Genomic DNA, 26,763 nt, shown 5'->3' on the forward strand with positions numbered 1-26,763 from the left:
ATTGACAAATGCCGCGTCGTGAATTCTATTTCTATATAGAATATAGGATTGAGCAGACCGCAAATGATTTCTGAGGGCATTCCAGCGGACCGGGGCGCGCGCAGTCTGGCCGGCGCTTTTGCCGCGATCGACGCCATGGCCGAGACGGCGGTCGAGGGCCTGCGGAAGATGGTGGCGGTCGACACCAGCTTTCCGCCGGGGGCCGGCTACGATGCCTTTGCCGACGTGATGGAACAGCTTGCTTCGCCGCTGGCGCTGAATTGCGAGCGCGTGATCGTTCCGGAGGAGCTGTGGCGCGCACCCGGTTCGCACGGATCGCGCACCAATCTGGTCGCACGGCGTCGCTCCGGCAAACCGGTGCTCGGGCTCTATTTCCACGTCGATACGGTGCCGCCTGCGCCAGGCTGGGCCACCGATCCGCTGCAACTGGGCCGTGACGGTGATCGTCTGATCGGACTCGGCGCAGCCGACATGAAGGGATCGATCGCGGCGGCGCTGCTCGCGCTCCGCGGCGCGCAGCAGACCGGATTGCCGCTGGCCTATGATCCGATGTTGTTGCTGTGCACCGACGAGGAGGCAGGGCTTTATCCCGGCGTGCGTTACCTTGCCGAGCAGGGCCGTCTCGAAGGTCACATCCTCAACTTCAACGGCAGCGCCATGCCGCGGATCTGGGCCGGCTGCTTCGGCCTGTTCACGCTCACGGTGCGGGTTCACGGCAAGCCGGCGCATGCCGGCGAGCAGCGCCTCGCCGGCGCCAACGCGATCGAGGCGGCGCTGCCGATCCTCAATGCGCTCGCGGCCCTCAAACCGGTCATCGCGCAGCGGACGTCGGCATTGCCGCCACCGCCGCAGGCAGCCGGACCTCTCGCGGGGAGCCTGGACATCTCAGCCATTCATGGTGGCCAGTGCGGCGGACAGATCCCTTCGCTGGTCGAGATTCTCGTATGCCGCCGCTATGCGCCCGAGGAGGACTTCGCCACCGCACGCCGCGAGATCGAGGCGGCAATCCAGCGGGCCGCCGATGTCCTCGACGTCGAGATCATCCTCACCGGCCATCTGATGCCGACATCCGATCCCGGCGGGCCGCATTGGCCGCGCTGGCAGCAGGCGCTGTCGGCCGGCTTCGGCTACGCGGCGGACGACTTCGCGCGCTGGGGGGCGTCCGGTTGCTCCGATTTCGGCTGGGTGCAGCAGGCCACGGGCGTGCAGGAGGTGCTGCTCACGGGCCTGGGAAAGCCCGATAGCCGCATTCATGCGCCGGGCGAATCCACGACGCTCGCCGACATCGTCGCATTGGCAAAGTCGGTGCTCGCCTATCTTGCAGCCGAGTTCCGTCCCGAGCTCTCTCCCGAAGCCATCACGCCTGAAAAGGACTTCGCCTGATGCCGTCCGTGACCCGTCGCCATTTTCTTGCCGGCTCCGCGCTCGTGCTTGGTGCTCTGCCGCAAGTCTCTCTCTCCGCCGAGGCGCCGAAGCGCGGCGGCGTGTTGCGGATCTCGGTCGATCAGGGCGCGGCGGTCATTCATCCGCTGCTCGCGCGTGTCAATCCGGAATACCTCATCACCGAGCTGCTCTATTCCAACCTGACCCGGTTGAAGCCGGACATGTCGGTCGAGCCGGACCTCGCCTTGTCCTGGCAGGCCGGCGCGGGGCTCACCGAGTGGACGTTCAAGCTGCGGCCCAATCTCAGCTTCCACGACGGCTCGCCGCTGACGGCGGAGGATGTCGTTTCGACCTTCAAAGCAATCCTCGATCCGAAGACCGCGTCACCGGCGCGCACCAATGTCGGCCCGATCAAGGACGTCGTCGCCGTCGATCCGTCGACCGTGCGGTTCACGTTGTCGGTGGCCTTCGCCGATTTTCCGGTCGCGCTCGCCTACAACAATGCGCGCATCGTGCCTGCGAAGGTCGTTGCCGCTGATCTTGCCAGCCTTGCCACCAAGCCGAATGGGTCGGGGCCGTTCAAGCTCGTGTCCTACGAGCCGGACCGCAAGATCGTCGTCGAGCGCAACCCGGCCTATTACGATCCCGCGCGGCCTTTACTCGATCGCGTCGAGATCCTCGTCTATCCCGACCGCACGGCCGAGGCATCGGCTCTGATTTCGGGCGACATCGATCTCATGTTGTCGACCACGCCCGGCGAATATGACCGGCTCGGCAAGGCCAGTGGCATCAAGGCGGTGCGGATTCCCTCGGGGCAGTTTCTGAACGTCAACATGGGCTGCGACCAGAAGCCCTTCAACGACGTTCGCGTGCGCCAGGCGCTGGCGCTGACTATCGATCGCGAGGCCATGGCCGGCTTCGTGGCCGGCGGCTATGGCACGCCCGGCAACGATACGCCGCTGAGCCCCGCCTACCGCTTCTATCAGGACAGCAAACTGAAGAAGCCCGATATCGCCAAGGCCAAGCAACTGCTCGCCGATGCCGGCTATCCCTCCGGGATCGACCTGACGATGGTGGCGTCCGACAAGCCGGACACGCGCACGCAGCTCGGTGTTGCGATCCGTGAGATGGCGGCGCCCGCGGGCTTCCGTATCAACGTTCAGACGATGCCGCACGCAACTTATCTCGACCAGGTCTGGAAGAAGGGCAATTTCTACGTCGGCTTCTACAACATGCAGTCGACCGCCGACGCGATCTTCAAGCTGCTCTACACTTCGGATGCGGCCTGGAATGAGACGCGCTGGAACAATGCGCGCTTCGACGAGATCGTCAACGCGGCGCGCAGCGAGACCGACGATGCCAATCGCGCCGCGCTCTATGCGCGGGCCCAGACGATGATGAGCGAGGAGGTGCCGTCGGTGATTCCGGTCTTCTTCGACATCCTGGCGGCGCAGCGCGCCTATGTGGAAGGATACCAGCTGCATCCGCGCGGGTCGGTGTTCCGGCTCGATCTCGTCTCGCTCGGCGCAGGCGCGCCCAAGCGCAGCTGAGGCGGGATCCGAGCGGTGTCATTCGCCTGGCTGCTGCGGCGGCTGCTCCTGATGGCCTACACGGTCGTCATCGTCAGCGTGCTGGTGTTCGCCATCACGCAGGCGCTGCCGGCTGATGCCGCGCAGACGCTGCTTGGCGAGAACGCCTCGCCGGAGGCGCTGGCCGCCGTTCGCAGCCGGCTCGGGCTCGACGACCCGGTCTGGCTGCAATTCGCGCATTGGGTCGCGCACGCGGCCATCGGCAATTTCGGCGTCTCCATGCGCACCGGCCTGCCGGTCGCGCCGGAGATGCTGACGGCGCTGTCTCGCTCGCTGCTGCTGGCAGCCGGCGCACTCGTCGTCACCCTTCTGATCGCGGTCCCGCTCGGAATCTTCGCGGCGCTCCGCAGGGGGCGGCCGGCGGATACGGCCGCCAGCGTGGTCGCCTATCTCGGGGTTTCCCTGCCGGAGTTCGTTACCGCAACCTTGCTCGCGCTGCTGCTGACCGACATCCTGCCATGGCTGCCGGCGACCGGCTACGTGTCGCCGCTGGAGGATACCGGGCTGGCGCTCCGCCACCTGATCCTTCCGGTCCTGACGGTGTCGGTTATTCTCGTCGCGCATGTGATGCGCATGATGCGGTCGGAGACGCTGGACGTGCTGCAGTCCGACTACGTCCGCGCGGCGCGGCTGAAGGGCCTGCCCGAGCGGACGGTGCTGGTGCGGCACGTGATGCGCAACGCGCTGCTGCCGGTCATCACCATCGTCGCGCTCGACGTCGGCTATCTCTTGGGCGGCATCATCGTCATCGAGGAGATATTCGCCATTCCCGGCATCGGCCGCGCATTGATGATCGCCATCACCACCCGCGATCTGCCGTCGATCCAGGCCGGCGCGATGATCATGGCGGTCACCTATGCCATCACCAACACGCTGGCGGACGTCGTCTACGCGCTGCTCGACCGGCGGATCAGCTATGACTGAGCTGCTCGGCCGCATGATCCGGAAGCCGCATGGCGCGATCAGCGTGACGCTGCTCGTTGCGCTCGCCGTCGTCTGCATTCTCGGCCCGTGGCTCGCGCCCTATGGGGCGGAGAAGATGGATTTTCTCGGCCGCTTCCGCGCACCGGGATGGCAGAACTGGCTGGGGGCCGACCAGTTCGGCCGCGACGTGCTGAGCCGCCTGTTGTCCGGAGCGCGCGCCACCGTTCCGATGGCGCTGGCGGCGACGCTCGCCGGCAGCGCGATGGGCGCCGTGATCGGCGTCGCATCGGCCTATCTCGGGGGCAAGGCCGACGAATTCATCATGCGCACCAACGATGCGGTGATGGCCATTCCGGGTCTTCTGATGGCGCTGCTGCTGGTCAGCACGCTGGGCAATGGGGCTATCAACGCGGTGATCGCGATTGCCTTTGCGTTTGCGCCGGGCATGGCGCGGGTCACGCGCTCCGTGGCGCTTGCGGTACGCAACCAGGACTACGTCAAGGCTGCCATCGCGCGCGGCGAGGCGGCCTCGCAGATCATTTTCCGCGAGATGCTTCCGAACGTGATGGGCCCGATCATCATCGAGGCCACCATCCGCGTGTCATTCGCGGTGATGCTGTTCGCGACGCTCAGCTTCCTTGGCCTGGGTGCGCAGCCGCCGGCGTCGGAATGGGGGCTCATGGTCGCCGATGCGCGCCAATACATGCACCGGGCGCCATGGCTCCTGATCGCCCCCTCGGCCGCGATCGCGCTGTCGGCGATCGCCTTCAATCTCGTCGGCGATGCCCTGCGCGACGCGCTGAATCCGCGGGACGATCGATGAGGCCGGCGCTCGCCATCACCAATTACGGGCTGGACTACGTCACCTCGGCGGGCGCCGTTGAGGTGCTGCGCGACGTGTCACTCGAGATCGCGCCCGGCGAGGTGCTCGGCCTCGTCGGCGAATCCGGCTCCGGCAAGAGCTCGCTGGCCTGGGCGTTGATGCGGCATCTGCCGGCCAATGCCCTGGAAGTCTCGGGTTCGCTGCGTCTGGGCGACCTCGACCTGCGGTCCCTCAGCCCGAAGCGACTGACCGCGGTCCGTGGCCGCCGCATCGGCATGGTGTTCCAAGACCCGTCGACAGCGCTCAATCCGACCTTGACCATCGGCCGTCAGATCACCGAGGCGCTGATGCGTCATCGCGATTTGAATGCGCGGGCCGCCAGGGATCTCGCGATCGATCTGCTCGGCCATGTCGAGCTCCGCAATCCCGCGGCGGTGCTGCGGCGCTATCCGCACGAGATCTCGGGCGGAGAGAAGCAGCGTGTGATCATCGCGACGGCCTTCGGCTGCCGGCCCGATGTCATACTGTTCGATGAGCCCACGACGGCGCTCGACGTCATCACCGGCGCCCGCATCATCGAGCTGTTTGCGCGGTTGCGGGCGGAGACCGGTGTCGCTGCGCTCTACATCTCGCACGATCTCGCGATGATGACCCGCGTCGCCGATCGCGTCGCAGTCATCCAACACGGCCGCATCGTCGAGCAGGCGCCCGCGTCCGATATCTTCCGCACGCCGCGGCACGACTACACCAAGGCGCTCATCGCCGCGGTGCCGCGTCCGGAACGGCGGCTCGTGAACGATCAGCCGGGCGCGGCCCTGGTGCTCGACGCACGCGGCATTGAGGTTCACTACGGCCGAGGCGGGCTGTTCCGTGCGGCGCCGCCGCCGGCGACCAAGGCCGTCGACGTCCGCGTCCGCGCCGGCGAAATCGTCGGCCTCGTCGGTGAATCCGGTTCGGGAAAGTCGTCAGTCGCTCGCGCCCTCACCGGGCTCGCCCGCTTCGACGGCACGATCAGCTTCGACGGCCGGACGCTGCGCGGGGCTGGCGACATGAACCGGGCCTATCGTCGCGATGTTCAGATCGTGTTCCAGCACCCGGATTCCTCGCTCAATCCGCGCCATCGGATCGGTGAGATCCTGTCGCGTCCCCTGAAACTCTATGGCGGCGACGTCGCCGCCGTGCCGCGGCTCCTGGAGCAGGTGCGACTACCGGCCTCCTATGCGATGCGCTGGCCGCACCAGCTCTCCGGTGGCGAGAAGCAGCGCGTCGCGATCGCGCGCGCGTTTGCGGCACGGCCGCGGCTCGTGATCTGCGACGAGATCACGGCGCCGCTCGACGTCTCCGTCCAGGCCCGGATCATCGAGCTGCTGCTGGCGTTGCGCGCCGAGACCGGCGCGGCCTATCTGTTCATTACCCACGACCTCAATCTGATCCGGCAGATCGCGCACCGCATCGTCGTGATGCGTCATGGCCAGCTCGTCGACAGCCGCGCCGTTGATGCCTTCGGCGCCGAAGACGTTCACCCTTACACCCGCGAGCTGATGGCGGCCTCGCCAGCGCCGGTTGGCTGACCGCAAGGATTGACCCGATGGACCGCAACGACCTGCTCGCCCGCATCGACATTCCAGCCTCGCTCGCGCTGCTGTCGCGCATGGTACAGCACAAGAGCTATTCGAAGACCGAGGGCGAGAAGCAGCTCGCGGCCTTCATGGCCGAACAGATGAGCGCGATCGGCCTGGATGCCGGCCTCGCTCCGTTCGGGGCCGAGGGCCGGGTCAACGCGGTCGGCCGCTGGCACGGCACCGGCGGCGGCAAGAGCCTGCTCTTCAACGGCCATGTCGATACAAATCCGGTGACCGAGGGCTGGACCGTCGATCCCTGGGCGGGGAAGGTCGACGACGACTTCATCTACGGCATCGGCGTGTCAAATATGAAGGCCGGCGATGCCGCCTATTTCTGCGCGGTCAAGACGCTGATCGAGGCCGGCGTGAAGCTGCGGGGCGATGTCATCCTGACCTATGTGGTCGGCGAGCTGCAGGGTGGAGTCGGCACCTATTCGCTGCTGGAGCAGGGGCTGCGCGCCGACTATTTCATCAATTCGGAGCCGACCGACCTCAAGGCGATGACGATGCATGCCGCGGCCTTCATGTTCATCATCGAGCTCGTCGGCAACACGCGGCATCTGTCGAAGCGCGAGGAGGCGGTGGACGCGATCACCGCCGCCTGCGATCTCATTCCGCGTCTCAACGCGATGCGGTTCTCCGGCGCGCGTTCGCCGGCACATGAGGCCATCAACCGCGTCCATGTCGGCGTCGTGCACGGCGCGCTCGGTCGTGAGTTGCACGAATGGCGCACGCCGCAGGTCGCGGATTTCGTCCGCATCAAGGGCTCCGGCCGTTACGCTCCAGGGCAGACCGAGCAGGGCGCGCTCGCGGACATGCGGCGCGAGCTCGATGCGCTGGAGGGGCGTTTTCCCGGCCTGAAGGCCCATCTGATGTCGGAGGACCGCGCCGGCGTGCCGACCATGCCGCCGTTCGAGGTCGCGCCGGACAGCCCGATCGTCCGTGCCGTCAACAATGCCTATCGCGTCGTGCGTGGCGCCTCCCAGCCGACCGGCCCGGTGGCGCCGAGCTGCTTCTACGGCACCGATGCCGGCCATCTCTATACGTATGGCGGCATGGAGGGCATCGTCTGCGGGCCGGGCGGCCGCTACAACACGATGCCGGACGAGCGCGTCGACATTCCCGACTATCTCGACATGATCCGCATCTACATGCTGGCCATTCTCGATATCTGCGACTGAACCTGCGCTCAGGCGGCGGCTGCCTGTTGCTGGAATTGCTCGAACGCCGCAATCGCATCGGCGGCATACATCAACGACGGTCCGCCGCCCATGTAGATCGCCATGCCGAGCGTCTCCTCGACCTCCTGCCGGCTTGCACCGAGACGGACGAGCGCCTCCGCGTGGAAGCCGATGCAGCCGTCGCACCGGACGGCGACCCCGATCGCCAGCGCGATCAGCTCTTTGGTCTTCTTGTCGAGCGCGCCATCAGCGGCGGCGGCCCTCGCCAATGCAGAGAAGCCCTGCATCACGTCCGGAATGTCCTTGCGCAGCGTCTTCAGGTTACCCGAGATGTCCTTGCAGATCTCGCTGTACAGTTTGGTCATGATAGCTCCTACGACATCTTCGTGGTGGGTTTGCCGGGCTCGCGCAGCGCGATGTAGATCGCGGGGATCACGAGCACGGTGAGCAGGGTGGAGGAGGCCAGACCGAACAGCAGCGAGATCGCCAGACCCTGGAAGATCGGATCGAGCAGGATCGTCGCAGCACCGATCATCGCCGCCAGCGCCGTCAGCAGGATCGGCTTGAAGCGCACGGCGCCGGCCTCCAACACGACGTCGCGCAGGGTCTTGCCCTCGCCGCCGCTGTGGCGGATGAAGTCGACCAGCAGGATCGAGTTGCGGACGATGATGCCGGCCAGCGCAATGAAGCCGATCATCGACGTCGCGGTGAACGGCGCGCCCAGCAACCAGTGGCCGAGCAGGATGCCGATCAGTGTCAGCGGGATCGGCGTCAGGATCACCAGCGGGAGCCGGAAGCTCTTGAACTGCGCCACGACCAGAACGTAGATGCCGAGGATGGCCGCGCCGAATGCGGCGCCCATGTCGCGGAAGGTCACGTAGGTGATCTCCCATTCGCCATCCCACAGCAGCGTCGGACGGGACTCGTCCGCCGGCTGGCCGTGGAAGCCGATCACCGGCTTCGGCAGCTTGCCCCAGTCATGGGCGTCGATCCGGTCGGCGACCGCGAGCATTCCGTAGAGCGGCGCCTCGAAGCGGCCGGCGAGTTCTGCCATCACCATGTCGGCAAAGCGGCCGTCGCGGCGGAAGATCATCGGCGACCCCTCTTCCATGGTGGCCTTCACCACCTGGCCGAGTTCGACGACAGTCTTGCTGCCGGGCAACGTGTTGGCGGGCACCGGCGTCGATGCCAGGGCCTGACTCCAGCTCTTGTCGTGCTTCGGCAGACGCACGGCGATCTCGATCGGATTGCGGTCTTCGCCGCGATGCGAGTAGCCGACCGAGACGCCGCCGAACAGCGTCTGGATCGTGTCGTAGACGTCTCGCTGCTCGACACCGAAGAACTCGAGACTGTCCTGGTCGATCGACAGCCGCAGCCGCGGCCGGCGCTGGCCGATGGAATCGTCGATATCGACGATGAAGGGAACGTCGGCGAAGACCTTCTTGAGTTCGGTGGTGACGGCGCGCCGGGTCGCCGCGTCCGGACCGTAGATCTCGGCGAGCAGGGTCGCGAGCACCGGCGGCCCGGGCGGCACTTCGACCACCTTGATGCTGGTGCCGGCAGGCACAGGGATACTCTTCAGCCGCTGCCGCAACTCGAGCGCGATGTCGTGGCTCGCGCGCTTGCGGTCGCCGCGCGCGGCGAGATTGACCTGTAGCTCGCCGAGCTCGGGCCGCTCCCGCAGATAGTAGTGCCTCACGAGACCGTTGAAGTTGAACGGCGCCGCGGTGCCGGCATAGCTCTGCACGGTCGTGATCTCCGGCAGCCCATGCGCGATGTCGGCGGCCGCGAACAGCGTGCGCTCGGTATCCTCCAGGCTCGCGCCTTCGGGCAGGTCGACCATCACCGCGATCTCCGACTTGTTGTCGAACGGCAGCAGCTTGACGGTGACGGACTTGGTCGCGAACAGGGTCATCGACAGCAGGGTGGCGATGCCGACGCCGAGCAGGAAGATCCAGGCGGAGCGCTTGCTGGCGACGATCGGGCGCGCGACGCTGCGATAGATGCGTCCGAGACGGCCTTCGCCATGCGCGTCATGAGAGTCCGCAGAGGCGCTGGTCGACCTCGGCGCCAGCCGCAGCATCAGCCACGGCGCCACCACCATGGCGACGAAGAACGAGAACAGCATCGCCGCCGAGGCGTTGGCCGGGATCGGCGCCATGTAGGGACCCATCAGTCCCGACACGAACAGCATCGGCAGCAGGGCGGCGACCACGGTCAGGGTCGCGACAACGGTCGGATTGCCGACTTCGGCGACGGCCTCGATGGTGGCCTGCAGGCGCGGCCGGCCGTCATGCATGCCCCAATGGCGCGCGATGTTCTCGACCACCACGATGGCGTCGTCGACTAGGATGCCGATCGAGAAGATCAGCGCAAACAGGCTGACCCGGTTGATCGTGTAGCCCATCAGATTGGCGGCGAACATCGTCAGCAGGATCGTGGTCGGAATCACCACGAAAGTGACGAGGGCCTCGCGCCAGCCGATGGCGACCGCAATCAGCACGACGATCGAGATCGTGGCGAGGCCAAGATGGAACAGCAGCTCGTTGGCCTTCTCATTGGCGGTCTCGCCGTAGTCGCGCGTCACCGTGACGGCGACGTCGCTCGGAATGAGACTGGCCTTCAGCCCTTCGAGGCGCTGCGCGATGTCGTGCGACACCACCACGGCATTGGCGCCGGCGCGCTTGGCGAGCGCAAGACTTACCGCCGGCACCCGGTGCCAGTCGCCCTTGTCGTTGCGGGCGTCGTCCCAGACGCGGTGCTCGGCGAGATTGGGGCCGATGACCACGGTGGCGACGTCGCGCACATAGACGGGACGACCATCGCGCGTCGAGATCAGGAGCAGGCCGATATCCGGGATGCCCGTGAGCGTCTGGCCCGCGGCGACATTGCGCACGATGCCGCCGTCGCGAACGTCTCCGGCCAGGAACGAGCGGTTCGCGTCCTTCACCTTGGCGACGAGCTGCTGCAGGGTCACGCCGAACAGCGACAGCTTTTCCGGATCGGGCTCGACCCGGATCTGCTGGGCGCCGCCGCCGGAGATATAGGTCAGGCCGATATTGTCGACCTTGGTCAGCTCCGCCCGCAGCTTGTCGGCGAGCTCGTAGAGGTCCTTGTCGGACCAGCGCCCGGCGGCCTCCGGCTTCGGCGACAGCGTCAGCACGGTGACGGCGACGTCGTTGATGCCGCGGCCGACGATCAGCGGCTCGGGAATGCCGACGGGGATGCGGTCGAGGTTGGCGCGCAGCTTCTCGTGGACGCGCAGGATCGCGTCCTCGAACTTGGTCCCCACCAGGAACCGCGCGGTGACCATGACACGGTCGTCCTCGGTCTGGCTGTAGACGTGTTCGACGCCATCGATCGCCTTGACGATGGTCTCCAGCGGCTTGGTCACGAGCTCGACGCCGTCGGGCGCACGCAGGCCGTCGGCGTTGACACGGATGTCGACCATCGGCACGCTGATCTGCGGCTCTTCCTCGCGCGGAATCACGACGACGGCGATGAGGCCGACCACGAGCGCCGCGAGCAGAAACAGCGGCGTCAGCGGCGAGGCGATGGTCGCCTGGGTAAGCTTGCCTGAGAGTCCGAGTTTCACGGCTGCACCAACTGGTCGCCGGCGCGCAGGCCGGACAGGATTTCAAGTCCATCGGGGAGATCGGCGCTCGGCAGAGCGCGTCCGCGCTGCACCGGAACGCTCACCTTCTGCGTCCCTTGCTGCAACTGGACATAGTCGATGCCGAACCGGGTCGTGACGTAGCGGGACGGAATCACGAAGGCGTCGCGCTGGCCGCCGGAGATCCAGACCCGCAGCCGGTCGCCGACGAAATACTGGCCGAGACCCGAGACGATCGCGTCCGCCACGACCCGGCCTTCCTCGATCTGCGGATAGACGAGGTCGATCACGCCCCATTTGTCGGAGCTGTCGCCGAACTCGGCGCCGTCGACCCGGACCTTGTCGCCGGCCTTGAGAAAGAGAGCGTGGCGCTCGGGCACGCGCAGTCGCAGCTTGAAGTTCTGCTGCGCCACCGTGACCACTGGATCGCCGGGCAGCACCACCGATCCGACGGCAACCAGCTTCTTCAAAACGCGGCCGTCATCGGGCGCCAGCACCTGGCCTTCGCTCATCTGCTGATTGACCACCGCGCGCTCGGCGGTCTTGGCCCGCAGCGAATTCTCGGCGACGTTCAGCGCGGTGCGCGTCTCGTCGAGCTTGACCCGGGGCAGGGTGCCGCGCTCGACGAGCCCCTCGGTGCGGGTGAAGTCGATCTGCGCCTGATTGGCCTGGGCCTGCAGCGCTTCGATCTGGGCGTCGAGCGATTTGATCTGCAGGGCCAGTTTGTCGTCGCCGATCAAGGCGATTGGCTGGCCGCGCTTGACCGGGTCGCCTTCGCGCACCGAAAGCTGCACGATGGTGCCGCCGATGCGGCCGCGGGCGGGGACCACGCTGATGCTCTCCACCGTCGCGAACACCGCCTTCTCGTCGGCGACCTGCCGCGGGGCCACCGTCAGCGTCTCCGCAAGGGCCGGCGCTGCCTGCCACGCCATCGCGGCGATCAAGCTCAGGACCGATAATCTGCGCATCAGCCTATTCCTGTCTGGTTTGATTCGATTTGTGAGATTGGGCGAGCCGTCCGCAGTCGGCTGCAGACATCTCACCTGGATGGGGGTTCCCGTTTGATATCGGTCAAGATGCCGGTCCGGCATCCTCATAGTCTTCGTGGTGGTCTCGGCCCGCAGTACACCTGATAGAGCGTCTTGAGGACCTCGCGGGCCGGGTCGCTTGTGATCGAATAGTAGATCGTCTGCCCCTCGCGCCTGGCGGTGACCAGGCCGTCCTTGCGCAGGAGCGCCAGGTGCTGCGACACGGTCGAATCGCGCAGGCCGAGAAACTCGGCCAGTTCTCCGACCGACCGCTCGTCGTCGACCAGCTGGCAGATGATCAGGAGGCGATGGCGGTTCGACAGCGCCTTCAGGAGGTCGCTGGCCTGGTCCGCCGCCGCTTCCATGATGTCAGCATCAATTTTCATAGTTGCGTATATACAGATATTCGAATATATAGTCAAGGCCGGCGGCGGCGCCGGGGTGGCATGAAGCAAGAATGAATCAAGTGCGGATGGAGGATCCCAATGGCGGAAATCGTGGTGATCGGGGCGGGGCTGAGCGGCTCGCTGATGGCTTATGAAATGTTGCCGCAACTGAGGAGGGAGGACCGCGTGACCGTTGTCTCGCAGGGGTCTTCCTATCATTTCGTGCCATCCAACCCATGGGTGGCCGTGGGCTGGCGCAAGCGCGACGAGATCGAGATCGATCTGGTTGACGTCATGCAGCGCAAGGGCATCCGGCTGCTGACGCAGGGCGCCAAGCGCGTGCATCCGGCCGAGAACCAGGTCGAGCTGACGGATGGCGGCATGGTGGCATACGATTATCTCGTCGTCGCCACCGGTCCCGAACTCGCATTCGACGAAATCCCGGGGCTTGGACCCGATGGGCATACACAATCCGTGTGCCACGTCGACCACGCCGCTCATGCCAAGGCGGCCTTTGACAGGCTCGCCGAGAAACCCGGGCCGGTGATCGTCGGTGCGGTACAGGGCGCCTCCTGCTTCGGCCCAGCGTACGAATTCCTCTTCATCCTGGAAACCGAGCTGCGCCGGCGCAAGATGCGCGACCAGGTGCCGATGACCTTCGTGACCTCCGAGCCCTATATCGGCCATCTCGGCCTCGACGGCGTCGGCGACACCAAGGGCCTGCTGGAAAGCGAGATGCGCGAAAAGCACATCAAGTGGATCACCAGCGCGCGCGTCACCAAGGTCGAGGATGGCCGCATGTTCGTGGAGGAGGTCGCCGACGACGGCACCGTCCGCAAGACGCACGAGCTGCCGTTTGCCTATTCGATGATGCTGCCCGCCTTTCGCGGCGTGGGAGCCGTTCGCGGCATCGACAAGCTCACCAATCCCCGCGGCTTCGTCGTCGTCGACAAGCATCAGCGTAATCCGACCTTCCCCAACGTGTTTGCCATCGGCGTCTGCGTTGCGATCCCGCCGATCGGGCCGACGCCGGTGCCGGTCGGCGTGCCCAAGACCGGCTTCATGATCGAATCGATGGTGACGGCGACGGCCTTGAACATCGGGGCGCTGCTGCGCGGCCAGGAGCCAAAAGCCGAGCCGACCTGGAACGCGATCTGTCTTGCCGATTTCGGTGATTCCGGCGTCGCCTTTCTGGCCCAGCCGCAGATCCCGCCGCGCAACGTCAACTGGTCGTCGAAGGGAGAGTGGGTGCATTACGCCAAGGTCGCCTTCGAGAAGTACTTCCTGCGCAAGATGAGGCGCGGGACGCCCGAGCCGTTCTACGAGAAGTTCCTGCTCGACCGGCTCAACATCGCCAAGATCAAGGAGGTCAGGACCGGGACATGAGCAACGGTTTGCAGATCGTGTGCGGCCATTGCGGGCAGATCAACCGTCTGCCCGCGGACCGGGTGCCGACGCAGGGGAAATGCGGCAAGTGTCATACGCCGCTGTTCGGCGGCCATCCGATCGAGGTCGACCAGGCCGCGTTCGAACGTCATGTCGCGCATAGCAGTTTGCCGCTGCTCGTCGACGTCTGGGCGCCGTGGTGCGGTCCATGCCGTGCGATGGCGCCGATGTTCGCGCGCGCGGCCCAGGAGCTGGAGCCGCGTGTGCAACTCTTGAAGCTGAACTCGGACGAGGCGCCGGAGGTGTCGGCACGGTTCGGCATCTCCGGAATTCCGACCATGCTGCTGTTGCAGCAGGGGCGGGAGCTGGCGCGGATCTCGGGTGCGATGGACTCGCAACGAATCGTCGCCTGGGCGCTGTCCGGCCTGCGGCAATAGCCGTACCGCCGGGCAGTCACTTGCTTGATTACGCTCAAATGCAACCATGAAGGAATATGTCATGAACGTCGACAAAGCGGTTCTCACCTTCGCAGGGATCGTCGTCCTGCTCAGTCTGGCGCTGGGCTGGTACGTCAGTCCCTACTGGTTCTTGCTGGCGGCCTTTGCTGGCGTGAACATGATCCAGGCCTCGTTCACGGGCTTCTGCCCGGCAGCGATCGTCTTCAAGAAGCTGGGGCTCAAGAGCGGCAACGCGTTCTCCTGAATCGGTCGGAAGGACGGCAAGATGAAGCGGGGATATCATGGCTGACTCGGACGACACCTATATCGTCGGGCCGCTCTACAAGGCGCGCGACAAGGTCTATCCGGCGGCCGTGCACGGCCGCTTCCGGCGCATCAAGTGGACGATCCTGTGCATCACGCTCGGCATCTACTACCTGCTGCCCTTCGTCCGCTGGGATCGCGGACCCGGCATGCCGAACCAGGCGGTGCTGGTCGATTTTCCGCATCGCCGGTTCTACTTCTTCTTCATCGAGCTGTGGCCGCAGGAGGTCTACTACTTCACCGGCCTGCTCATCATTGCGGCGGTCGCCCTGTTCCTGATGAACGCGGTCGCCGGCCGGCTGTGGTGCGGCTATCTCTGTCCGCAGACGGTGTGGACCGACCTGTTCTACGCCGTCGAGCGCTGGGCCGAGGGCGACCGCCGTGAGCGCATGCTCAGCGACAAGCGCGGCTGGACCTTCACCCATATCCGCCAGGCCGCGCTCAAGCACTTCCTCTGGATCATGATCGGCTGGTGGACCGGCGGCGCCTGGGTGCTGTATTTCGACGATGCGCCGACCCTGGTGAAGGACCTTGCCACCTTCCAGGCGCCGTTCACCGCCTATCTCTGGATCGGCATCCTGACGGCGACGACCTATGTGTTCGCCGGTCACGCCCGCGAGCAGGTCTGCATCTATATGTGCCCGTGGCCGCGCATCCAGGCGGCGCTGACCGACGAATGGGCGCTCAACGTCACCTACAAGGGCGACCGCGGCGAACCGCGCATGTCGGTCAAGAAGGCGGAAGCCGCACGGCTGCAGGGCGCACCCGCCGGGGACTGCATCGATTGCCACCAATGCGTCAATGTCTGCCCGACCGGCGTCGACATCCGCCACGGCATCCAGCTCGGCTGCATCCAGTGCAGCCTGTGCATCGACGCCTGCGACAGCGTGATGACCCAGATCGGCCGTCCGACCGGCCTGATCGGCTACGACACCGACATCAACGTCCAGCGCCGCAAGGAGGGCAAGCCCGAGATCTACCGGATCATCCGGCCGCGCACGATCATCTATGCGAGCTTCATCGCGATCGTCGGCGGGATCATGCTGTACTCGCTGGCGACGCGCGGCACGATGGGCATCAACGTGCTGCATGAACGTAACCCGCTGTTCGTGCAGTTGTCGGATGGCGGCGTCCGTAACGACTACACGGTCCGTCTGCTCAACAAGCGCGGGCCTCGCGACTTCGTGCTGGACGTCCTGGGCCTTTCGAACGCAAAGGTCACGGTGGCCGGGGAGACGCGCGAGCAGGACGGTCGCATGGTGATCGATGTCGGTCAGGACCAGACTCGCGAGATCCGCATGTCGATCGAGGCGAAGGGGGCCGACCTTCCCTCCGCGCCGGTGGACATCGAGATCAAGATCACGGATCCGGCGACCGGGACGTCGGTCAGCAAGCGCGATCACTTCGTTCCAGGGACACGGTAGAGCAGTGTCGTTCGATCGCCGACCGCGAGGCGTCGGCGCCAGTCCGTCGGCTCACGGGACTGATCGAGGGAGGAGCGGTCGCTCCTCCCTCGATTGCTGAGTCCGGTTGTTCCAAATCAATGCCGGCCTGAAGCCGCAGGCAGAGCATTCTCGCGTCAAGGGATCGGAAGCTTTCCTACTGACGGAGAAAGACGGATGTTCAAGGTCGCAATTCTCATCTGGGTCATGCTGGGCACCGTGCTTGCCGGCAGCGCGGTGACGGCATTGTTGACGGTTCAGGGGCTGGTTGCGAGTCCGATGAAGGACCTGCCGTTGGCGGCACTGGTCGGATTCGTCGTCGCCATGCCGCTATCGTATCTCGTCGCCGCGAAGATCAAGGGCGGGCGCGGCCGGACGGCGTGACGGTCATCGACGACGGGCCGGATCATCGTAATGGTCCGGCCTGATCGTCGTGCAGCAGTCGCGGGAGTGCCAGTCTGGCGCCGTCCATGAAGAGGTCGATCGCATCACGGACGGTCTGCTCGAGATCGGATGGAACGGGTGTTTCGTAGATGAACTTTCGGATCGCGAGATAGAAGATGCGTCCGTGCAGTCCCCAGAACATCTCCGCCTCGCGGCTGCCGAGGGGGTGGGTCGCGGTGTCCGGAAGCTGCAGTTCATGCCGCAGCTCGATCGCGGCAGGCTCGATGATCTCGCGCCGGACGAGGTCGAGATAGCGGCCGGTGATGCCGAACGACTTCATGCCGGAGAACACGAAGATCCGCACCCAGTTGTATTCGAACACGCGCGCCACGTAGTCGAGATAGAAGCCGGTCAGTCGCGCCTTGAGCGGATGGCTGCGATCGCGGATCAGCGGGCCCCAGTCCTGCGACCAGCGGCTCAGATAGACCTCCTGATAGACGCGTTCGATGAGGGCTTCCTTGCTGGGGAAGTGCCGGTAGATCACCGAATGCGCGATGCCCATGCGCTTGGCGAGCTCCCGCGTCTGGCCTTCGAAGCCGCGCTCGGCGAAAAAGCGGATCGCTTCATCCACGATCAGGCGCTCGCGGTCGGCAGCGCGCATGTTGCGGCGCCTCGCCTGTGGGCGGCCGTCGGTTTTGCGCGGGCGTCCACCAATGCGGCCCTTCGTCTCAACGCTCGCTGTCTTCGGAGTCCTGGCCATGGTCTCAATCGATTGTGGCGACAAGCCTGTCTGATACCCGAAAGCAGATTTGTGACCAATCGTTCGTTTCTGGTTGACCGCACTGCCGCCGCGTGCAATTGTTTTGAGACCAGATGGTTACAAATCTGGAATTTCGGGCTGGCGAGCCCTGGCGGCGAGGAAACGGATGAAAGCGAGGGCTTTCAGCTATTTTCGTGCACACACGATCGGCGAGGCGCTCGAAGCTCATGCGAGCGCCGGCGACGATGCGCGATTCATTGCCGGTGGCCAGAGCCTGGTTCCGGCGCTGGCGTTGCGTCTCCAGGCCCCGCGAACTCTGATCGATATCAACCACATTGCAGAGCTGCGCGGCATCACGCGGGACGGCGAATGGTTGCGGATCGGCGCCTTGACCCGGCACTGCGAGATGCTGACCGATCCCTTGATTGCCGAGTTTGCCCCGCTGTTGCGTGCCGCGGCGCCGTTCGTCGCGCATCCTGCCATCCGCAATCGCGGGACCTTTGGCGGCAGCGTCGCGCTGGCCGACCCGGCCTCCGAATTTCCGGCGATGGTGCTGGCGCTCGACGCCGAGATCGAGATTGCCGGCGCGTCCGGCCTGCGCCGCGTCAAGGCCGACGACTTCTTCACCGACCTTTTTGAGACTGCGATCGCGCCCGGCGAGCTCCTCGTTGCGGTTCATGTTCCTCTCTTCAAAGCCGGTCAGCGCATCGCGTTCGATGAGCTGGCCCGCCGGCGCGGCGACTATGCACTGGTCGGTTGCGGTCTGCTCGCGACCTGCCAGGGCGATCTGATCGAGCGCCTCCGCATCGCGTTCTTCTCGGTCGGCAATATCCCGACCCGTGCGAGACATGCGGAGGCAGTCCTCACGGGCAGCCGGATCGATGCGGCACGGATTGCGGCCGCGCAGGCCGCGCTCGACGACGATCTCGCGCCTGCTGACAGCGACGATGTTCCGGCGGCGATGCGCCTGCATCTGGCGCGCGTTCTGCTCGGCCGTCTGCTGGGATGGATCGGAGAAGCGGCATGAGCGCGCCGGTCGACGTCGAGACCGAGGAGCAGGTCCGCATTCGCCTCATCGTCAACGGGCGCAAGGTCGCGTGTGACGTCGCGCCCCGCGACACGCTGGTGGATTGTCTTCGCCAGCAGCTCGAATTGACCGGCACGCATGCCGGTTGCGAGATGGGCGCCTGCGGCGCCTGTCTGGTTCAGCTCGACGGCGCTGCCGTGCATGGTTGCCTGATGTTTGCGGTGCAGGCCGATGGTGCGCGCATCGAGACCATCGAGGGGCTCTCGGAGAGCGGCGTGATCGCCGACCTGCAAGCCGAGTTTCATCGGCGCAATGCGCTGCAATGCGGGTTCTGCACGCCGGGCATGCTGATCACCGCTCATGAGCTGTTGACCCATTCGGCACGGCCGAGTCGCGAGAGCATCCGCGACGCGCTCTCGGGCAATTTCTGCCGCTGCACCGGATACGAAGCGATCGTTGACGCCATTGCCGCGGTCGCCGCGGAACGGGCGGCAACGCCATCGCAGGGCGCGGAGGGCTCGTCGTCATGACCGTGCCGCTGACCTCGCTCGACCGTCCAAATTCCTATATCGGCCGCTCCGTCCCGCGTCCGAATGCGAAGCGGCTGCTCGCCGGACGCGGGCGCTACGTGACCGACATTCGCCTGCCGCGCATGCTGTACGCCGCCTTCCTGCGCAGCCCGTATGCTCATGCGCGCATCACCGGCATCGACGTCGATGCGGCGCGGGCGTTTGCGGGCGTTCATCTGGTCGCGACCGGCGCTGATCTGGCGAAGATCTGTACGCCATGGACCGGAACACTCGATCATTTCAAGGGCATGACGTCCGAGCCGCAGCTGCCGTTGCCGCTCGATCGCGTCGTCTGGGCCGGCCAGGCCGTGATTGCCGTGGTTGCCGAGAGCAGGGCGATCGCGGAGGATGCGCTGGAGCTGATCTCGGTCGGTTACGAGGAGCTGCCGGCGGTGGTCGATCTCGACGCCGCGCGCCAGCCGGGGACACCGCGGGTCAATCCGGCTTCCGCGTCCAACGTCTGCTTCCGCACGCAGCTCGACAGCGGCGGCGTCGACGAGGCCTTCGCGGCAGCCGCGCACGTGATCGAGCAGGAATTCAGCTTCGGCCGTCATACGCCGGTGACGCTCGAGCCGCGCGCCATCGTCGCGGACTATGATCCCGAGGGCGGTGCGCTGACGGTGCACCATGCGACGCAGACGCCTTATCAGTTCCAGGATCTGTACTCCCGCCATTACGGCATCCCGGAAGCCAGCGTGCGCGTGATCGCGCCGGATATCGGCGGCTCGTTCGGCATGAAGCTGCATGTCTATCACGAGGACATGGCGGTCGTCGGATTGTCGATCCTGCTCGGGCGCCCGGTCAAATACGTCGCCGATCGCATCGAGTCCTTCGTCTCGGATATTCATGCCCGCGATCACCATGTCCACGCGCGCATGGCCGTTGGTACCGACGGCAAGATCCTCGCCATGGATGTCCACGATGCCACGGCGATCGGCGCGTTCTCGACCTATCCGCGCACCAGCGTCGTCGAAGGCAACCAGGTCATCCGCCTGATCGGTGCGCCCTATGACTTCAAGTCCTATCGCGCCGCGCTCGAGGTCGTATTCCAGAACAAGGTGCAGACCAGCCAGTATCGCGCGGTCGGACATCCCATCGCCTGCGCGGTCACCGAGCGCATGGTGGATCTCGCCGCTGCCCGCGTCGGGCTCGATCCATTCGCGATGCGCGCCAGGAACGTGATTGCCGACAATGCCTATCCGACGGCTTCGCCGACCGGCTACAAGTTCGAGGCGCTGTCGCACGAAGTCTGCCTGCGGCGGCTGCGCGAGATCATGGACTACGACGCGCTACGGGCCGAGCAGGCCGAGCTGCGCCGGCGCGGTATCCATCGCGGCATCGGCATCGCGACCTTCGTCGAGATTACGAACCCCAGTCCGGCCTTCTACGGCGTCGGCGGCGCGCGCATCTCGTCGCAGGATGGCGCGACCGTCAGCCTGACGCCGTCGGGCGAGGTGCGCTGCGCGATCTCCGTGACGGAGCAGGGGCAGGGCACCGAGGCGATCATCAGCCAGATCGTCGCCGAGCAGCTCGGCCTCGCCCAGGAGCACGTCAAGATCATCACCGGCGATACCGAGGTCACGCCGCATGGTGGTGCGACCTGGGCCTGCCGCGGCGCGGGCATCGGTGGCGAGACGGCACTGCAGGCCGCGCGGAAGCTCAAGGCAAACATTCTGGAGATTGCCGCGCTGGTGCTGCAGGAGCAGCCCGCCGCGCTCGACGTCGTCGATGGCCAGATCGTCAGTGCCGCGACGGGGCAGCCGCGTCTGCCGGTCGCCGAGATCGCGCGCATCGCCTATTTCCGCTCCGACACCTTGCCGCCGGGCACCCAGGCGCAACTGACGGTCAGCCATCATTTCGCGCCGCAGGGCTACCCCTTCGCCTTCACCAACGGCATTCAAGGCTGCTATCTCGAAGTCGATGTCGAGACCGGCTTCATCAGGCTGCTGAAGCACTATGTCGTCGAGGACTGCGGCCGCATCATCAATCCGATGCTGGTCGACGAGCAGTTGCGCGGCGGTGTCGTTCAGGGTCTGGGCGCGGCGCTGTTCGAGGAATGCCGTTACGGTGAGACCGGCCAATTGCTCAACGGATCGCTGGCCGACTATCTGGTGCCGATGGCGATGGAGATGCCGGACATCACCATTGATCACGTCGAGACGCCGACGGCGGACACCATTCTCGGCGCAAAGGGCTGCGGCGAGGCCGGCACCGCCGCTGCCTCGGCCTGCGTGCTGAATGCGGTCAATGATGCGCTGATGCCCTTCGGCGCGACCATCAACACCATCCCGATCACGCCCGCGCGCGTGCTCAAGGCGCTCAACCGGTTCTAAGAAAAACGAATGAGGGAGGAGATCATGCCAAGCTACGAGACGAGGCTGCGACGCCCAGGAATGTCCCGCCGTACGGCGCTGATGGGGCTGTCGGCCGGTGTCGCCACGCTCGCGATGCCGCGCCTGGGACGCGCCGCCGATGACACCATCCGCATCGGCTTTCCGACGCCGCTGACCGGCCCGTTCGCCGCCGAGGCCCGTGACCAGGTCAAGTGCGCCGAGCTCGCCGTCAAGCTGGTCAACGAAAAGGGGGGCATCGCCGGCCGCAAGGTCGAGCTCCTGGTGCGGGACGACAAGCTCAACGCCGGCGAGGCCGCGACGCGGACGCTCGAGCTGATCGAGAAGGACAAGGTGCACGCCGTCGTCGGCGCGCTCTCCAGCGCCGTCCAGCTCGCCGTCAACGAGGTGACGCGCGCCCGCGGCGTGATCTACGTGTCGATCAGCCAGTCCGACACCATCAACGAGGCCAAGGATTTCAGCAAGTACACCTTCCATGAGGCGCTGAACCCGCACATGACCACGGCGGCCGTGGCCCGCCAGACCATCAAGAAGGGCATGAAGGTCGCGCATCTCGTGGCCGACTATGCCTACGGCCATGAGATGCTGCGCGGCTTCAAGCGGGCGCAGGCCGCTGTTGGCGCCGAGAGCGTCGGCGAGATCCTGCATCCGTTCGGTGCGGCCGACTATTCGACCTTCATGCCGCGGCTGATGTCGCTGCGCCCGGACGTGCTGTGCATCAGCAATTTCGGCCGCGACCAGGCCAACGCGATCAAGCAGGCGGTCGACTTCGGCATCAAGCAGCAGATGAAGATCGTGGTGCCGGTGATCCTGCACAACCAGCGCCTCGCCGTCGGGCCCGACGTGTTCGAGGGCGTCGTCGGCGGCGCCAACTATTATTGGGGTCTCGAGACCCAGAACAAGACCGCGGCCGAGTTCAACAAGGCGTTCCGGGCCGCCAATGGCGGCGCGATCCCGACCGATTACGGCGCCTATGGCTACTCGGGCGTCGGCTCGCTGCTGCAGGCGATGCAGGCCGCCGGCGGCACCGACACCGACAAGGTCGTCGCGGCACTGGAAGGACTGCGATACGACCTGACCAAGGGCCCGCAGCACTACCGCAAATGCGACCACCAGTCGGTGCAGTCGGTGCTGGTGCTGGAGTCCAAGAAGAAGTCGGCGATGGCCAACGAGAACGACCTGTTCGCGATCGTAGCCAGCGATCCCGGGGCGGACGAGATGCTGCGAAGCTGCAGCGAACTGGGTCATCCCACCTGATCCCGATCGCATGGACCTCTCGCTGATCATCATGCAGCTGTTTTCCGGCATCGCCCTTGGGGCGGTGCTGGTCATCACTGCGCTCGGTCTCACCATCGTGTTCGGCATGCTGGGTGTCGTCAATTTCGCCCACGGCGCGTTGTTCATGATCGGGGCCTATGCCGGCCTGTATGTGGCGTCGCTGACCGGCAGCTTCTGGTGGGGCTTGCTGCTCGCGCCAATTCTGGTCGGCGCATTCGGCATGCTGATCGAATACGTCCTGGTCCGTCGCCTGTATGGCCGCTCGATCGATGATCCCCTGCTGCTCACTTTCGGTCTCAGCTACATCCTGGTCGAGGGCGTGCGCATCGTATTCGGCAGCGATGGCATTCCGTTCCCGACCCCGTCGCAGTTGGTCGGCGTCGTCGATCTCGGTGTCGGCTTCTTTCCCAAATATCGTCTGTTCGTGATCGCGCTGGTGGCCGTCGTGCTGCTGGTGCTCTGGCTGATGCTGGAGAAGACCCGGGTCGGTCTGATCGTCCGGGCCGGCGCGCGTGATCCGCTGATCATGCGGGTGCTCGGGGTCGACATCGGCAAGGTGTGGCTCGCGATCTTCGGCCTTGGCGTCGGTCTCGCCGCGCTCGGCGGCGTGCTGGCGGGACCCATGCGCAGCGTCAATCCGGAGATGGGAACGCTGGTGCTGGCGGAAGCCTTCGTCGTCACCGTGATCGGCGGCCTTGGCTCGATCGTCGGTGCTGTCGTCGCCGGGCTGATGGTGGGGATCTGCATCAGCATGGTCGCGCTGTTCGCGCCCGAGATGGCGACGATCGTGATGTTCGCGCTGATGGCGGCCGTGCTGCTGGTGCGGCCGCAGGGTCTGTTCGGCCTCAAGGGGAGAGCGTGATGACGGTGCAGTCGACCGGCGAAGCACCGCCGCTTCCTCAGGCGCAGCGTCTCGTCGCGGTTCTCGCGGATCACCGCGTGCTGGTCTCGCTCATTGCGCTGGCGCTGCTGCCCTGGCTGCTGCCGTCGAAGGCGCTCGCCGTGAACGTCCTGATCTACGGCGTCGTGGTGATGGGCTACAATCTGCTGTTCGGCTACACCGGGCTGCTGTCGTTCGGCCACGCCGCCTTCTTCGGCACCGGCGCGTATCTGACCGGCATCGCCATCGGCCGCTGGGGCCTGCCCTGGTTCGTCGCGGTGCCGCTGGCGATCGCCGCGAGCACCTTGCTCGCCGCGTTGATCGGCACGATCTCGACGCGCACCCGCGGCATCTATTTCTCCATGGTCACGCTCGCGCTGGCGCAACTCGTCTACTACGTCGCGCTGCAGGCCTCCTCCTTCACCGGCGGCGAGAACGGACTGCGCGGCTTCACGGTCGATCACATCGGTCTGTTCGGCGCGCAGATCAACTTCCTCGATCCCGTGAACAAATATTACGTGCTGATGGTGCTCGCGGCGATCGCGATCTGGGTGCAGTCGCGGATCCTCAACTCGCCGTTCGGCGCCGTGATCGAAGCGATCAGGGAGAACGAGCAGCGCGCGCGGGCCTGCGGCTACGACGTCGAGCGCTGCAAGCTGATCGTGTTCATGCTGTCGGGCGCGATCTCCGCCGTCGGCGGCTGCATGTCGGCGCTGCATCTGTCCATCGTTCCGCTCGACATCCTGCACTACCAGACCTCCGGCATGATCGTGATGATGGTGCTGCTCGGTGGCGCACGCAGCTTCTTCGGGCCGTTCGTCGGCGCCGCCACCTTCCTGATCCTGGAGGACGTCGTCTCGCTGTGGACGCCGCATTGGCAGATCGTCGTCGGCGCCATCTTCGTCGTGTTCGTGCTGTTCCTGCCCAAGGGCATCTGGGGCACGTTCCTCGATGTGCTGCCCATCGCGAGGCAACGCCGATGAGCACCGAGCTGCTGCGCGCGGACGGGATCGGCCGTCGTTTCGGCGCCTTCGTCGCGCTGGAAGGCATCTCGGTCGCGTTCGCGGCCGGCGAGCTGACCTCGATCATCGGCCCGAACGGGGCCGGCAAGAGCACCTTCTTCAACATTCTCTCCGGCACGCTGTCGCCGAGCAGCGGCACGTTGCGGTTCAAGGGCCGCGAGCTGAACGGCCTGCCGCAGCATCGCTTCGTGCATCAGGGCATCTCGCGCTCGTACCAGATCACCAACATCTTTCCCGATTTGTCGGTCCACGAGAATGTCCGGGTCGCCGCGCAGGCCATGCGCGTGAGCTACGACATCTGGCGCAAGCGCGCCGATCTTGCCGAGCTCGGCGAACGCGCCGATGCAGCCTTGATGGCGGTCGGCCTGATCGGCCGGCGCGGCGAGCTCGCCAAGTACCTCGCCCACGGCCAGCAGCGCGCGCTGGAGATCGCGATTGCGCTGGTCTCCGAGCCGGAGCTTCTGCTGCTCGACGAGCCGACCGCGGGCATGGGGCCGGAAGAGACCAAGGAGATGGTGGCGCTGCTGGAGCGGCTCGCGGAGAAGCGCACGGTGCTGCTGGTCGAGCACAAGATGAAGATGGTGCTCGGCTTGAGCCAGCGGGTGCTGGTGCTGCATCACGGCCGGCTGCTCGCCGATGGTCGTCCTGAGGACATCCGATCCAATCCGGACGTGCGCCGGGTCTATCTGGGACAGAGTGAGGGCTATGGCTGAGACCGCGTTGCTCGAGCTCGACAATGTCCAGGCCTGGTACGGCGCCAGCCACGTGCTGCACGGCATCTCGCTGCGCGTGAACGAGGGTGAGGTGGTGGCGCTGGTCGGCCGCAACGGCGCCGGCAAGACCACGACCTTGCGTACCGTCATGGGACTGATGCCGAAGGCCTCGGGCAGCGTGCGCTTCGCCGGCCAGGGCCTGCTGCCGCTGGCCGCGCACAAGCGCTTCCATCTCGGCCTTGCTTATGTGCCGGAGGAGCGCCGCATCGTGCCGGGCCTGTCCGTGCGCGAGAATCTGCGGCTTGGGCTGGTCGCCGCCAAGGCCGACATCGACGAGCGCGTGGCATTCGCCGAGATCGCCGAGACCTTTCCGCGATTGAACGAGCGGCTGGACCAGGAGGGCGTCACGCTGTCGGGCGGCGAGCAGCAGATGCTGGCGATCGCGCGCGCCTTGATCGCGCGGCCGCGCATGGTGCTGCTCGACGAGCCCTCCGAAGGCATCATGCCGGTGCTCGTCGAGGAGATGGGCGTGCTGTTTCGCCGGCTGCGCGACCAGGGCAAGACCTTGCTGCTGGTGGAGCAGAATGTCGAATGGGCGCTGCGGCTCGCCGATCGCGCCGTCATCATTGACCAGGGCGAGGTCGTGCATGAGAGCAGCGCCGCGGCGCTGCTGGCCGACAAGGACATCCAGGATCGCTACTGCGCGGTGTGACGTTGCGCGGTTCGCCGGCATCATGACGGGTCATCTCGGCGGCGGCAGTTGCGGCAGGCGCGCAAGCCCGATGCCCGCGGCCCGAGACCATCTCACGGGCTTTCTCAGCGTCAGTTCTGAGCGTCATCATGTACGATATACGCCCGCAATGGATGACCGTTTTGATGCGGAGATCGTCGTCGATCTGCACCGGCTTGCGCCGGCTGCGTCGTTGGCTATGGTCGTGCCAGGCCGGCAAAGCGAGACGAGGGAACACGTCATGGCGCGCATCCGCTGTATCACCGAGATGGGAATGGGCGTCGACGTCCACGGCCGCGACGCCACCAAGGCGGCCAGGCGGGCGGTGTCCGATGCGATCCGTCATTCCAGCCTGGGCTTCTTCCGCATGGTCGGCAAGACGCCGCAGGACATGTTCGTCGACGTCACCATCGGCGTGCCGAACCCCGAGGCGGTGGACACCGCGGCCGTCGCCAAGGAGCTGCCCTATGGCACGGTCACCGTCACCGCCGTGAAGGGCGGGCTGGAGATTCCGGCCGAGGCCGGCAGCGACGCCATCATCATCGCCAATGCGGCGGTGCTGGTGCATCTCGACGATGGCAAGTGAGAGCTCGCGCCCATCTCGCTGAACGGATTGTTCTGATGTGAATGTCAAACAGCCGGATATGCGATCGCGATCCCGCGGCGCGTTGCGCGCCCGGGTGATATCAGAACGATGTCCCTCTCGAGAGGAGAGGGCGCAGGGAAGACCGGGTATCCGCTGATACCCGCGGCCCCCGTGCGTGAAGAAGTGCACGGGGCAGGAACCACAGGCTCAGCCGGACATTCCGGCCTTCCCTGCGCAACGGTTTGACGGCTTATACGTGCTCTTGTGTGTTCGAAACCTGCCAGAATGTGCGAACGGGCGGTTCTGACCAACCGCCCGTCGCTGG

At 65.9% G+C, this 26,763-nt stretch carries 25 protein-coding genes; 20 read left to right on the forward strand and 5 right to left on the reverse strand.

From position 1 onward, the window contains the following. Positions 1-63 precede the first annotated feature (63 nt). Genes QX010_RS31410 through QX010_RS31435 form a run of 6 tightly spaced genes read left to right on the forward strand, consistent with a single transcriptional unit; the run spans position 64 to position 7,522 of the window. Positions 64-1,383, forward strand: a complete 1,320-nt coding sequence (locus tag QX010_RS31410; RefSeq protein ID WP_316183479.1) for a M20 family metallopeptidase — start codon at positions 64-66, stop codon at positions 1,381-1,383. After that, entirely contained in the window at positions 1,383-2,933 is a 1,551-nt protein-coding gene (locus QX010_RS31415; protein ID WP_316183480.1) for an ABC transporter substrate-binding protein, read from the forward strand. Before QX010_RS31410 ends, QX010_RS31415 begins: the two co-directional genes overlap by 1 nt. A gap of 15 nt (positions 2,934-2,948) precedes the next feature. Then, on the forward strand, positions 2,949-3,896 hold the full coding sequence (locus QX010_RS31420; RefSeq protein WP_316183481.1) for an ABC transporter permease: 948 nt from the start codon (positions 2,949-2,951) through the stop codon (positions 3,894-3,896). Beyond that, complete coding sequence (locus tag QX010_RS31425) at positions 3,889-4,719, forward strand: ABC transporter permease (RefSeq protein ID WP_316183482.1); 831 nt, start codon at positions 3,889-3,891, stop codon at positions 4,717-4,719. Before QX010_RS31420 ends, QX010_RS31425 begins: the two co-directional genes overlap by 8 nt. Next, on the forward strand, positions 4,716-6,290 hold the full coding sequence (nikE, locus tag QX010_RS31430; protein ID WP_316183483.1) for an ABC transporter ATP-binding protein: 1,575 nt from the start codon (positions 4,716-4,718) through the stop codon (positions 6,288-6,290). Before QX010_RS31425 ends, nikE begins: the two co-directional genes overlap by 4 nt. A gap of 17 nt (positions 6,291-6,307) precedes the next feature. Next, a complete protein-coding gene (locus QX010_RS31435) occupies positions 6,308-7,522 on the forward strand; it encodes a M20 family metallopeptidase (protein WP_316183484.1) in 1,215 nt (404 codons plus the stop codon). 8 nt (positions 7,523-7,530) lie between these two features. Here the strand turns inward: QX010_RS31435 and QX010_RS31440 are convergent, their stop codons facing one another. The 4 genes from QX010_RS31440 to QX010_RS31455 all read right to left on the reverse strand — a co-directional run bounded on the left by QX010_RS31440 (position 7,531) and on the right by QX010_RS31455 (position 12,528). Then, positions 7,531-7,887: a carboxymuconolactone decarboxylase family protein gene (locus QX010_RS31440; protein WP_315712545.1), complete on the reverse strand. Its 357-nt coding sequence runs from the start codon at positions 7,885-7,887 to the stop codon at positions 7,531-7,533. A gap of 8 nt (positions 7,888-7,895) precedes the next feature. After that, on the reverse strand, positions 7,896-11,117 hold the full coding sequence (locus QX010_RS31445) for an efflux RND transporter permease subunit (RefSeq protein ID WP_316183485.1): 3,222 nt from the start codon (positions 11,115-11,117) through the stop codon (positions 7,896-7,898). Then, a complete protein-coding gene (locus tag QX010_RS31450) occupies positions 11,114-12,103 on the reverse strand; it encodes an efflux RND transporter periplasmic adaptor subunit (RefSeq protein WP_316183486.1) in 990 nt (329 codons plus the stop codon). The genes QX010_RS31445 and QX010_RS31450 overlap by 4 nt, the downstream gene beginning before the upstream one ends. 125 nt (positions 12,104-12,228) lie before the next feature. Then, positions 12,229-12,528, reverse strand: a complete 300-nt coding sequence (locus QX010_RS31455; RefSeq protein ID WP_316183487.1) for a metalloregulator ArsR/SmtB family transcription factor — start codon at positions 12,526-12,528, stop codon at positions 12,229-12,231. Positions 12,529-12,648: 120 nt separating this feature from the next. On the opposite strand from QX010_RS31455, the gene QX010_RS31460 reads away from it, so the two are divergent. From QX010_RS31460 to QX010_RS31480, 5 genes are all read left to right on the forward strand, one after another. Beyond that, a complete protein-coding gene (locus tag QX010_RS31460; RefSeq protein ID WP_315800380.1) occupies positions 12,649-13,935 on the forward strand; it encodes an FAD/NAD(P)-binding oxidoreductase in 1,287 nt (428 codons plus the stop codon). Continuing rightward, positions 13,932-14,372, forward strand: a complete 441-nt coding sequence (gene trxC / locus QX010_RS31465) for a thioredoxin TrxC (RefSeq protein WP_316183488.1) — start codon at positions 13,932-13,934, stop codon at positions 14,370-14,372. The genes QX010_RS31460 and trxC overlap by 4 nt, the downstream gene beginning before the upstream one ends. 61 nt (positions 14,373-14,433) lie before the next feature. Beyond that, a complete protein-coding gene (locus QX010_RS31470; RefSeq protein ID WP_315739305.1) occupies positions 14,434-14,637 on the forward strand; it encodes a DUF2892 domain-containing protein in 204 nt (67 codons plus the stop codon). A 37-nt stretch (positions 14,638-14,674) separates the two neighbouring features. Continuing rightward, the gene (gene ccoG / locus QX010_RS31475) at positions 14,675-16,120 is read left to right on the forward strand and encodes a cytochrome c oxidase accessory protein CcoG (RefSeq protein ID WP_316183489.1); all 1,446 of its coding nucleotides are present in this window, start codon (positions 14,675-14,677) and stop codon (positions 16,118-16,120) included. A 195-nt stretch (positions 16,121-16,315) separates the two neighbouring features. Further along, positions 16,316-16,522 (forward strand): hypothetical protein, encoded by a 207-nt coding sequence (locus tag QX010_RS31480; protein WP_315712536.1) that lies wholly within the window; start codon positions 16,316-16,318, stop codon positions 16,520-16,522. Positions 16,523-16,544: 22 nt separating this feature from the next. Here the strand turns inward: QX010_RS31480 and QX010_RS31485 are convergent, their stop codons facing one another. Continuing rightward, complete coding sequence (locus tag QX010_RS31485) at positions 16,545-17,183, reverse strand: TetR/AcrR family transcriptional regulator (RefSeq protein ID WP_315800376.1); 639 nt, start codon at positions 17,181-17,183, stop codon at positions 16,545-16,547. A 265-nt stretch (positions 17,184-17,448) separates the two neighbouring features. Between QX010_RS31485 and QX010_RS31490 the strand changes: the two genes are divergently transcribed. The 9 genes from QX010_RS31490 to QX010_RS31530 all read left to right on the forward strand — a co-directional run bounded on the left by QX010_RS31490 (position 17,449) and on the right by QX010_RS31530 (position 26,438). After that, positions 17,449-18,309: a xanthine dehydrogenase family protein subunit M gene (locus tag QX010_RS31490; protein WP_316183495.1), complete on the forward strand. Its 861-nt coding sequence runs from the start codon at positions 17,449-17,451 to the stop codon at positions 18,307-18,309. Continuing rightward, entirely contained in the window at positions 18,306-18,839 is a 534-nt protein-coding gene (locus tag QX010_RS31495; RefSeq protein WP_316183490.1) for a (2Fe-2S)-binding protein, read from the forward strand. Before QX010_RS31490 ends, QX010_RS31495 begins: the two co-directional genes overlap by 4 nt. Continuing rightward, positions 18,836-21,211, forward strand: coding sequence for a xanthine dehydrogenase family protein molybdopterin-binding subunit (locus tag QX010_RS31500; protein WP_316183491.1), 2,376 nt, complete (start codon positions 18,836-18,838; stop codon positions 21,209-21,211). Before QX010_RS31495 ends, QX010_RS31500 begins: the two co-directional genes overlap by 4 nt. Positions 21,212-21,235: 24 nt before the next feature. After that, the gene (locus QX010_RS31505) at positions 21,236-22,486 is read left to right on the forward strand and encodes an ABC transporter substrate-binding protein (protein WP_316183492.1); all 1,251 of its coding nucleotides are present in this window, start codon (positions 21,236-21,238) and stop codon (positions 22,484-22,486) included. Between the two features lie 10 nt (positions 22,487-22,496). Continuing rightward, complete coding sequence (locus QX010_RS31510) at positions 22,497-23,369, forward strand: branched-chain amino acid ABC transporter permease (protein WP_315800372.1); 873 nt, start codon at positions 22,497-22,499, stop codon at positions 23,367-23,369. After that, complete coding sequence (locus QX010_RS31515) at positions 23,369-24,370, forward strand: branched-chain amino acid ABC transporter permease (protein WP_316183493.1); 1,002 nt, start codon at positions 23,369-23,371, stop codon at positions 24,368-24,370. The genes QX010_RS31510 and QX010_RS31515 overlap by 1 nt, the downstream gene beginning before the upstream one ends. Next, positions 24,367-25,122, forward strand: coding sequence for an ABC transporter ATP-binding protein (locus QX010_RS31520; protein WP_316183494.1), 756 nt, complete (start codon positions 24,367-24,369; stop codon positions 25,120-25,122). Before QX010_RS31515 ends, QX010_RS31520 begins: the two co-directional genes overlap by 4 nt. After that, positions 25,115-25,834, forward strand: a complete 720-nt coding sequence (locus QX010_RS31525) for an ABC transporter ATP-binding protein (protein WP_315800369.1) — start codon at positions 25,115-25,117, stop codon at positions 25,832-25,834. Before QX010_RS31520 ends, QX010_RS31525 begins: the two co-directional genes overlap by 8 nt. Positions 25,835-26,093: 259 nt before the next feature. Continuing rightward, on the forward strand, positions 26,094-26,438 hold the full coding sequence (locus QX010_RS31530) for a Lin0512 family protein (RefSeq protein ID WP_315800448.1): 345 nt from the start codon (positions 26,094-26,096) through the stop codon (positions 26,436-26,438). The last annotated feature ends 325 nt before the right edge of the window (positions 26,439-26,763 follow it).

Source organism: Bradyrhizobium sp. SZCCHNRI1009 (assembly GCF_032487575.1).
In the GTDB taxonomy this organism is placed as follows: domain Bacteria; phylum Pseudomonadota; class Alphaproteobacteria; order Rhizobiales; family Xanthobacteraceae; genus Bradyrhizobium.

Excerpts from the sequence above, each read along its gene's own strand:
- QX010_RS31410 (WP_316183479.1), top strand. The coding sequence starts at position 64 with ATGATTTCTGAGGGCATTCCAGCGGACCGGGGCGCGCGCAGTCTGGCC.
- QX010_RS31415 (WP_316183480.1), top strand. The coding sequence starts at position 1,383 with ATGCCGTCCGTGACCCGTCGCCATTTTCTTGCCGGCTCCGCGCTCGTG.
- QX010_RS31425 (WP_316183482.1), top strand. The coding sequence starts at position 3,889 with ATGACTGAGCTGCTCGGCCGCATGATCCGGAAGCCGCATGGCGCGATC.
- nikE (WP_316183483.1), top strand. The coding sequence starts at position 4,716 with ATGAGGCCGGCGCTCGCCATCACCAATTACGGGCTGGACTACGTCACC.
- QX010_RS31435 (WP_316183484.1), top strand. The coding sequence starts at position 6,308 with ATGGACCGCAACGACCTGCTCGCCCGCATCGACATTCCAGCCTCGCTC.
- QX010_RS31440 (WP_315712545.1), bottom strand. The coding sequence starts at position 7,887 with ATGACCAAACTGTACAGCGAGATCTGCAAGGACATCTCGGGTAACCTG.
- QX010_RS31450 (WP_316183486.1), bottom strand. The coding sequence starts at position 12,103 with ATGCGCAGATTATCGGTCCTGAGCTTGATCGCCGCGATGGCGTGGCAG.
- QX010_RS31455 (WP_316183487.1), bottom strand. The coding sequence starts at position 12,528 with ATGGAAGCGGCGGCGGACCAGGCCAGCGACCTCCTGAAGGCGCTGTCG.
- QX010_RS31460 (WP_315800380.1), top strand. The coding sequence starts at position 12,649 with ATGGCGGAAATCGTGGTGATCGGGGCGGGGCTGAGCGGCTCGCTGATG.
- trxC (WP_316183488.1), top strand. The coding sequence starts at position 13,932 with ATGAGCAACGGTTTGCAGATCGTGTGCGGCCATTGCGGGCAGATCAAC.
- QX010_RS31470 (WP_315739305.1), top strand. The coding sequence starts at position 14,434 with ATGAACGTCGACAAAGCGGTTCTCACCTTCGCAGGGATCGTCGTCCTG.
- ccoG (WP_316183489.1), top strand. The coding sequence starts at position 14,675 with ATGGCTGACTCGGACGACACCTATATCGTCGGGCCGCTCTACAAGGCG.
- QX010_RS31480 (WP_315712536.1), top strand. The coding sequence starts at position 16,316 with ATGTTCAAGGTCGCAATTCTCATCTGGGTCATGCTGGGCACCGTGCTT.
- QX010_RS31485 (WP_315800376.1), bottom strand. The coding sequence starts at position 17,183 with ATGCGCGCTGCCGACCGCGAGCGCCTGATCGTGGATGAAGCGATCCGC.
- QX010_RS31490 (WP_316183495.1), top strand. The coding sequence starts at position 17,449 with ATGAAAGCGAGGGCTTTCAGCTATTTTCGTGCACACACGATCGGCGAG.
- QX010_RS31495 (WP_316183490.1), top strand. The coding sequence starts at position 18,306 with ATGAGCGCGCCGGTCGACGTCGAGACCGAGGAGCAGGTCCGCATTCGC.
- QX010_RS31500 (WP_316183491.1), top strand. The coding sequence starts at position 18,836 with ATGACCGTGCCGCTGACCTCGCTCGACCGTCCAAATTCCTATATCGGC.
- QX010_RS31505 (WP_316183492.1), top strand. The coding sequence starts at position 21,236 with ATGCCAAGCTACGAGACGAGGCTGCGACGCCCAGGAATGTCCCGCCGT.
- QX010_RS31510 (WP_315800372.1), top strand. The coding sequence starts at position 22,497 with ATGGACCTCTCGCTGATCATCATGCAGCTGTTTTCCGGCATCGCCCTT.
- QX010_RS31515 (WP_316183493.1), top strand. The coding sequence starts at position 23,369 with ATGACGGTGCAGTCGACCGGCGAAGCACCGCCGCTTCCTCAGGCGCAG.
- QX010_RS31520 (WP_316183494.1), top strand. The coding sequence starts at position 24,367 with ATGAGCACCGAGCTGCTGCGCGCGGACGGGATCGGCCGTCGTTTCGGC.
- QX010_RS31525 (WP_315800369.1), top strand. The coding sequence starts at position 25,115 with ATGGCTGAGACCGCGTTGCTCGAGCTCGACAATGTCCAGGCCTGGTAC.
- QX010_RS31530 (WP_315800448.1), top strand. The coding sequence starts at position 26,094 with ATGGCGCGCATCCGCTGTATCACCGAGATGGGAATGGGCGTCGACGTC.